At 62.9% G+C, this 6,598-nt stretch carries 9 protein-coding genes; 7 read left to right on the forward strand and 2 right to left on the reverse strand.

The annotated features are described in order from the left end of the window. Positions 1-508, forward strand: a 508-nt coding sequence (locus HP547_RS26015) for an SPOR domain-containing protein (protein ID WP_172288270.1), incomplete at its 5' end; no start/stop codon positions are given. Between the two features lie 47 nt (positions 509-555). On the opposite strand, the gene HP547_RS26020 is transcribed toward HP547_RS26015, so the two are convergent. Continuing rightward, positions 556-975 (reverse strand): TM2 domain-containing protein, encoded by a 420-nt coding sequence (locus tag HP547_RS26020; protein WP_172288272.1) that lies wholly within the window; start codon positions 973-975, stop codon positions 556-558. Positions 976-1,141: 166 nt separating this feature from the next. On the opposite strand from HP547_RS26020, the gene HP547_RS26025 reads away from it, so the two are divergent. After that, positions 1,142-1,771, forward strand: coding sequence for a C40 family peptidase (locus HP547_RS26025; RefSeq protein WP_172288274.1), 630 nt, complete (start codon positions 1,142-1,144; stop codon positions 1,769-1,771). Positions 1,772-1,820: 49 nt separating this feature from the next. Here HP547_RS26025 and HP547_RS26030 read toward each other — a convergent pair whose 3' ends face one another. Then, positions 1,821-2,819, reverse strand: a complete 999-nt coding sequence (locus HP547_RS26030) for a type IV pilus twitching motility protein PilT (RefSeq protein ID WP_172226036.1) — start codon at positions 2,817-2,819, stop codon at positions 1,821-1,823. Positions 2,820-2,884: 65 nt separating this feature from the next. Here HP547_RS26030 and HP547_RS26035 point away from each other — a divergent pair, with 65 nt between their 5' ends. From HP547_RS26035 to HP547_RS26055, 5 genes are all read left to right on the forward strand, one after another. Then, complete coding sequence (locus HP547_RS26035; RefSeq protein WP_172288276.1) at positions 2,885-3,574, forward strand: YggS family pyridoxal phosphate-dependent enzyme; 690 nt, start codon at positions 2,885-2,887, stop codon at positions 3,572-3,574. Between the two features lie 38 nt (positions 3,575-3,612). Then, positions 3,613-4,431 (forward strand): pyrroline-5-carboxylate reductase, encoded by an 819-nt coding sequence (gene proC, locus HP547_RS26040; protein ID WP_172226030.1) that lies wholly within the window; start codon positions 3,613-3,615, stop codon positions 4,429-4,431. Between the two features lie 10 nt (positions 4,432-4,441). Next, positions 4,442-5,032: a YggT family protein gene (locus HP547_RS26045; RefSeq protein WP_172226027.1), complete on the forward strand. Its 591-nt coding sequence runs from the start codon at positions 4,442-4,444 to the stop codon at positions 5,030-5,032. A 98-nt stretch (positions 5,033-5,130) separates the two neighbouring features. Next, a complete protein-coding gene (locus HP547_RS26050) occupies positions 5,131-6,270 on the forward strand; it encodes a homoserine O-acetyltransferase (protein ID WP_172226024.1) in 1,140 nt (379 codons plus the stop codon). Positions 6,271-6,277: 7 nt separating this feature from the next. Then, the coding region (locus tag HP547_RS26055) for a methionine biosynthesis protein MetW (protein WP_172288278.1) at positions 6,278-6,598 on the forward strand (321 nt) is incomplete at its 3' end.

Here is a 6,598-nt window from a genome sequence, read left to right on the forward strand (position 1 = left end):
GAAAGTGGCCGAAGCCAGCAAGCCAGGGCAGGCCACCCCGCAACAGCCGGTGAAGCCGAAGTACGACTTCTATACCCTGCTGCCGGAGTCCGAGGTGATCGTACCGCCCGAGGCGGTGCCCGAGAAAACGCCACCCGTGCCAGCCCAGCCGGTAACCCCGGTGACACAGGCAGAAGCGGCGAAGATCGACACTGCAAGGGCGCAGGCGGCACTGCTGGGCCAAACCCCGCCACCGGCACCACCGGTGATCAAGCCGGCGGCGACTACCCAGTTCTTCCTGCAGGCCGGCTCGTTCCGCAAACAGGCGGACGCCGACAAAGTGCGCGCGCAGATCATTCTGCTTGGGCAGTCGGTGAAGGTGGAATCGGGTACGGTCAAGGATGAAACCTGGTACCGCGTGCTTGTCGGGCCGTTCAGCAACCGTGAACAGCTGACCGGCGCGCAGAAACAGCTGGCCGGAGCAGGCTTCAGCAACCTCTTGCTGCAACAGCGCCAAACCCGCCAGTAACCTGCACACAGGGGGCGCTTTGCGCCCCCTGTCACGTCACGAAGCCCTCATCCCCGCCCGGCGTTCCTTTCGGAAACCTGGCTGTTCAGCGTCCAGAAGTCATACAGCACGCCCACCAGGAACAGGCCGCCGGTGAAGAAGTAGATGATCGCGGTCACCCACTTCCCCTGATACAGCCGGTGCAGGCCAAAAATCCCGAGGAAGGTCAGCAGGATCCAGGCGATGTTGTAGTCGATGCGCCCGGACTGGAACCTCAGGTCAGCCTCACGGTCCATGGACGGGATCAGGAACAGGTCGATCAGCCAGCCGATACCCAGCAGGCCGAAGGTGAAGAACCAGATGGTCCCGGTTATCGGCTTGCCGTAGTAGAAGCGATGCGAGCCGGTGAAGCCGAAAATCCACAGCAGGTAGCCAATGACCTTGCTGTGCGTGTCGTGAAAGGGCGCCCCCTGTTGATAACTGTTCATTCATAGCCCCTTTGGGTTATCTGAAAATTTTCTAAGAAAAAATGTGACTTTTTGATCGCAGGCCGACGTATGGCAGCCGTTGAATCGACCAACGGATCAAAGATTGATCAAAAAGCTGTTATAAAGTTGCGCGCCCAACACATAACTATTCATAAGAGCTTCATCTATGCCGCCTTTACTCAAGACATGGCTGACCCTCTGCCTATTATTGCCCCTGGCAGCCCACGCCACCAATCGTGAGCAACGTCTTCCCAATGGTTTCACCGGCTACACCACCAATGCCTCGGTGAAACACGCACCGGTCAAGCAGAGCGCGCTGCGCGCCCGGCCTGGCAACGCCGCCAGCAGCAGCCGCAGCATGCCGGTCGCCGCCATGTCGCCGAAGCAGAGCAGCGACGTGCTCAGCCGTGCGGTGAACGTACTCGGCACCCCCTACGTCTGGGGTGGCAGCAGCCCGAAAAAAGGCTTCGATTGCAGTGGCCTGGTGAAGTACGCCTTCAACGATGTCGCTGACGTCGACCTGCCGCGCACCTCCAACGCCATGGCCCAGGGCCACGGCGTCAAGGTAGCCAAAGGTGACCTGAAGCCCGGCGACCTGATTTTCTTCAACATCAAAAGCCGCCGGGTAAACCACGTTGCCATCTACCTGGGCAACGATCGCTTTATTCACGCCCCGCGGCGTGGCAAGCGGGTGAGCATCGACAACCTGAGCAAGCCTTACTGGCAGAAGCATTACGTAGTGGCCAAGCGGGTGCTGCCGAAAGAACAGCAGCAGCTGAGCCTGGCCAAGCGTTGACAGGTGCGGCCTCTTCGCGGGTAAACCCTTGAAGAGGCTGGCACAAACACTACCAGTCCCTGATCAACCCTTTCTCTTTCAGCCTCCGCAAAGCCCCCTCCATCGTCCGCATCCCCTGCGCCCCACCCGCCTGCATCACCGAACACAACTGCGCCATCCGCCCTTCCCTGACCAGGTTGCGCACCGCCGGTGTCGCCACCAGCACCTCCCGCGCGGCAACCCGCCCACCATCTGCACGCTTGACCAGCACCTGCGCCACCACCAAGCGCAACGACTCGGCCAGCATTGCCCGCACCAACGGCTTCTCCTCGGCAGCAAAGACCTCAACCAACCGGTCAATGCTGCTCATTGCTGACCGTGTGTGTACGGTCGCCAGCACCAGGTGCCCCGTCTCGGCGGCCCGCAGCGCCAGGCGAATGGTTTCCAGGTCTCGCAGCTCACCAATCATGATCACGTCCGGGTCCTGGCGCAGCGCACTGCGCAACCCCTGGGCAAAGCTGCTGCAATGGCGGCCGATCTCGCGCTGGTTGATCAGGCTACGCTGGCTGCTGTGGATAACCTCGACCGGGTCTTCCAGGGTGATGATATGCAGCGCCCGATCCCGGTTCAGCTGATCAATTACCGTCGCCAGGGTGCTGGACTTGCCGCTGCCAGTCGGCCCACCCACGAGAATCAAGCCATCACGGCATTGCGCAACAGCTTGAAACACATCAGCGAGGTCGAGCTCATCCACCGTGGCAATGCACCCCGGGATCAGGCGCCAGGTAACCCCAGCGCCGTTCAACTGGCGAAACAGGTTGAGCCGGAAGCGCCCGAGTCCGGGCAGTTCCAGCGCCAGGTCCAGTTCATCGCCTTGGCCCCACTGCCGGCTCTGGTCTTCATCCAGCACCGCGGCCATGGCGTCGATCAGCGCAGCCTGGCCCAAGGGTGGTAGCGCCATGCGCCGCAACTCGCCATCCAGGCGCAGCATCGGTATCTGGCCCGCTGCCAGGTGCAGGTCCGAAGCCCCTGCGTCCAGGGCCCGGGCCAATAGGTCGGTCACATCCATGAGACTCCCCAACGGCCTTCAAGTAGGTAGAATGCGGCAGACCCTACAGCTGCCGGCATCGATCCATGTCCACCCTAGCAGACAACCTTTCCGCGATTTCCGCCCGCATCGCCAGTGCTGCCCAGGCTGCCGGGCGTGAGCCGACCAGCGTCCAGTTGCTGGCCGTGAGCAAGACCAAGCCCGCCAGCGCCATCCGTGAGGTCCACGCCGCTGGCGTACGCGACTTCGGTGAAAACTACCTACAGGAAGCGCTGACAAAGCAGCAGGAACTCAGAGACCTACCCTTGATCTGGCACTTCATCGGCCCCATTCAGTCGAACAAGACCAAAGCCATTGCCGAGCATTTCGACTGGGTACATTCCGTGGACCGCCTGAAAATCGCCCAACGCCTGTCGGAGCAGCGCCCTGCCGGGCTGGCGCCGCTGAATATCTGCCTGCAGGTGAATGTCAGTGGCGAAGACAGCAAGTCCGGCTGCGCCCCCGCCGACCTGCCAGCCTTGGCCAAGGCGGTGGCTGCGCTGCCCAACCTGCATCTGCGCGGCCTGATGGCCATTCCCGAGCCCACCGATGAGCGTGCAGCTCAGGAGCGCGCCTTCGCCAGCCTGCGCCAACTGCAGGAAGAACTTGGGCTTGGCCTGGACACCCTGTCCATGGGCATGAGCCACGACCTGGAAGCCGCCATCGCACAGGGCGCAACCTGGGTACGGATCGGCACCGCCCTGTTCGGTGCCCGCGACTACAGCAACCACGCCTGACTCCATGCTTAACTCACTCTTTTCCAAAAGGACCTGACATGAGCAAGACCCGTATAGCCTTTATCGGCGCCGGCAACATGGCCGCCAGCCTGATCGGTGGTCTGCGTGCCCAGGGCCTGGACGCCTCGCATATCCGCGCCAGCGACCCGGGCGCCGACACCCGCACCCGCATCCAGGCCGAACACGGCATTGCAACCTTCGAGGACAACGCCCAGGCCATCGACGGTGCCGACGTGATCGTGCTCGCGGTCAAGCCGCAGGTCATGAAAGCCGTGTGCCAAGCCTTGCAACCCCACCTGCAGGACGGCCAGCTGATCGTGTCCATCGCCGCAGGCATCACCTGCGCCAGCCTGCAAAGCTGGGTGGGCGCTCGCCCGGTGGTGCGCTGCATGCCCAACACCCCGGCACTGCTGCGCCAGGGTGTCAGCGGCCTGTATGCCACCGCCGAAGTGTCCGAAGCACAACGCCAACAGGCCGAACAACTGCTGTCAGCCGTCGGCACTGCCCTGTGGTTACAGCAGGAACAGCAGCTGGACGCCGTGACCGCCGTCTCCGGCAGCGGCCCGGCGTACTTCTTCCTGTTGATCGAGGCCATGACGGCAGCGGGCGAAAAACTCGGCCTGCCGCGCGAAACCGCGTCCCAGCTGACCTTGCAGACGGCCCTGGGCGCCGCCCGCATGGCGGTAGCCAGCGACGTCGATGCCGCCGAACTGCGCCGCCGTGTGACCTCGCCTGCCGGCACCACCGAAGCGGCGATCAAGTCGTTCCAGGCCAGCGGCTTCGAAGCCATCGTCGAGCAGGCGCTGCAGGCTGCGGCCACACGTTCCGCCGAGCTGGCCGAGCAACTGGGCAAATAAGGAGCTTTAAATGAATGCACTGTCCGGCGCCGCGATCTTCGTGGTGCAAACCCTGGTCAGCCTGTACCTGGTGATCGTTCTGCTGCGCTTCGTCCTGCAACTGGTCAAGGCCAACTTCTACAACCCCCTGTGCCAGTTCGCCGTCCGCGCCACACAGCCTCTGCTCAAGCCGATCCGCCGTGTCATCCCGAGTGTCGCCGGTCTGGACACCTCGTCGCTGCTGCTGGCGATCATCATCCAGGCCCTGTTGATGGGCTTTGTGCTGATGGTTACCTACGGCACCTTCGGCGACGTGCTGCACCTGCTGATGTGGGCGATCATCGGCATCACCTCGCTGTTCCTGAAGATTTTCTGGGTAGCGATGATCGTCATGGTGATCGTTTCGTGGGTTGCCCCCAACAGCCACAACCCCGCGGCCGAGCTGGCCTACCAGATCAGCGAGCCGGTGCTGGCGCCGTTCCGCCGCATCGTGCCCAACCTGGGTGGCATGGATATTTCGCCGATTTTCGCCTTCCTGGCTATCCAGGTGATCCAGTCGTTCGTCATGCCCCCGCTGGCTGCCTACGCCGGCATGCCACAAGAACTGTGGCGCATGATCTGAGCCTCAACTGACCTTGGTTGCCCCCGGCGCAAGCCTTCGCTTGCCGCTGGGGGTAGCGCTCTTTAGACTTACGCCTCCGTCAAGCGTGAGCAGGGTCGATGTCCACTGTCTTTCCCGAAGATTCCGTCGGTCTGGTAGTACCGCAAACCGCCCGGTTCGATGAACCGCTGGCCCTGGCCTGTGGCCGTTCGCTGGCCAGTTATGAACTGGTCTACGAGACCTATGGCACCCTGAACGCCAGCGCGAGCAACGCCGTGCTGATCTGCCATGCCCTGTCCGGCCACCACCATGCCGCTGGCTATCACGCCGCCACCGACCGCAAGCCGGGCTGGTGGGACAGCTGCATCGGCCCCGGCAAGCCCATCGACACCAACCGGTTCTTCGTGGTCAGCCTGAACAACCTCGGCGGCTGCAATGGCAGTACCGGCCCCAGCAGCACCAACCCTGCCACCGGCAAACCGTATGGCGCCGACTTCCCGGTACTGACCGTGGAAGACTGGGTGCACAGCCAGGTACGCCTGGGCGAGCGCCTTGGCATCCAGCAATGGGCCGCCATCGTCGGCGGCAGCCTGGGCGGCATGCAGGCGCTGCAATGGACCATCAGCTACCCCGACCGCGTGCGCCACTGCATCGACATCGCTTCGGCGCCCAAGCTGTCGGCACAGAACATCGCCTTCAACGAAGTAGCGCGCCAGGCCATTCTTACCGACCCCGAATTCCACGGTGGTTCATTCCAGGACCAGGGTGTGATCCCCAAGCGCGGGCTGATGCTGGCGCGCATGGTCGGCCATATCACCTATCTGTCCGACGACTCGATGGGTGAAAAATTCGGCCGTGAGCTGAAGAGCGACAAGCTCAACTACGACTTCCACAGCGTCGAGTTCCAGGTCGAAAGCTATCTGCGCTACCAGGGCGAGGAGTTTTCCGGGCGTTTCGACGCCAACACCTACCTGCTGATGACCAAGGCGCTGGACTACTTCGACCCGGCAGCTGCCCAGGGCGGCGACCTGGCTGCCACGCTGGCCCACGTCAAGGCGGACTACTGCATCATGTCGTTCACCACCGACTGGCGCTTCTCCCCAGCGCGCTCACGCGAGATCGTCGACGCATTGATGGCCGCACGCAAGAACGTCTGCTACCTGGAGATCGACTCGCCCTATGGGCACGATGCCTTCCTGATCCCCACACCTCGCTACATGCAGGGTTTCTCGAACTACATGAACCGCATTGCCATCTGAGGACAGCATGAGAGCCGATCTGGAAATCATCCACGACTGGATCCCCGCCGGCAGCCGGGTACTCGACCTGGGCTGCGGCAGCGGCGAACTGCTGGCCTCGCTGCGTGACCGCAAGCAGGTCACCGGCTATGGCCTGGAGATCGACGCCGACAACATTGCCGCGTGCGTGGCCAAGGGTGTCAACGTCATCGAGCAGGACCTGGACAAAGGCCTGGGCAACTTCGCCAGCAACAGTTTCGACGTGGTGATCATGACCCAGGCCCTGCAGGCCGTGGAGTACCCTGACCGCATCCTCGACGAGATGCTGCGTGTGGGCCGTCAGTGCATC

The sequence above is a fragment of the Pseudomonas sp. CM27 genome (assembly GCF_013179515.1).
Lineage (GTDB): Bacteria > Pseudomonadota > Gammaproteobacteria > Pseudomonadales > Pseudomonadaceae > Aquipseudomonas.

Bases quoted from the DNA above. Each gene is read 5' to 3' on its own strand.
- HP547_RS26025 (WP_172288274.1), top strand. From the start codon at position 1,142: ATGCCGCCTTTACTCAAGACATGGCTGACCCTCTGCCTATTATTGCCC.
- HP547_RS26050 (WP_172226024.1), top strand. From the start codon at position 5,131: ATGTCCACTGTCTTTCCCGAAGATTCCGTCGGTCTGGTAGTACCGCAA.
- HP547_RS26045 (WP_172226027.1), top strand. From the start codon at position 4,442: ATGAATGCACTGTCCGGCGCCGCGATCTTCGTGGTGCAAACCCTGGTC.
- HP547_RS26030 (WP_172226036.1), bottom strand. From the start codon at position 2,819: ATGGATGTGACCGACCTATTGGCCCGGGCCCTGGACGCAGGGGCTTCG.
- HP547_RS26035 (WP_172288276.1), top strand. From the start codon at position 2,885: ATGTCCACCCTAGCAGACAACCTTTCCGCGATTTCCGCCCGCATCGCC.
- HP547_RS26020 (WP_172288272.1), bottom strand. From the start codon at position 975: ATGAACAGTTATCAACAGGGGGCGCCCTTTCACGACACGCACAGCAAG.
- proC (WP_172226030.1), top strand. From the start codon at position 3,613: ATGAGCAAGACCCGTATAGCCTTTATCGGCGCCGGCAACATGGCCGCC.